Here is a 392-nt window from a genome sequence, read left to right on the forward strand (position 1 = left end):
TTCAGCCTCGGTGCCAGCCTGTTCGCCGCCAGCGCGCGCTACGACGACCTCGGCAACTTCACCCGCCTGCCGGGCTACGCCACCGTCGACCTGCGCGTCGGCTGGGCGCTGAACCCGGACTGGAGCCTGCAGCTCGCGGGCAGCAACCTGCTCGATCGCCAGTACGAGACCGCGGCCTTCTACAACCAGCCCGGCCGCACCTGGATGCTCGGCCTGCGCTACAGCCCGCGCTGAGCGCGGACACCCACGCGGCGGCGTTCGATGAGCGCCGCCGCTCCGCTTCGATTTCCCCTTGTCCTGGGAGCACACCATGCACTCGACCCTGTCCGAACGGCCCCTGCCGCTGCTGCCGACCCTGGCCGCGCTCGCCCTGTGGATGCTGCTCACCCGCC

At 71.4% G+C, this 392-nt stretch carries 1 protein-coding gene; it reads left to right on the plus strand.

The window, feature by feature from the left end; translation table 11 throughout:
• Positions 1–234 (plus strand): TonB-dependent receptor domain-containing protein (locus FLQ44_RS11405; RefSeq protein ID WP_147694465.1); only part of this gene is annotated, 234 nt, incomplete at its 5' end.
• Positions 235–392: the final 158 nt, after the last annotated feature.

Origin of the sequence: Vogesella mureinivorans (genome assembly GCF_007644035.1) — a bacterium.
Taxonomy (GTDB): Bacteria; Pseudomonadota; Gammaproteobacteria; order Burkholderiales; family Chromobacteriaceae; genus Vogesella; species Vogesella mureinivorans.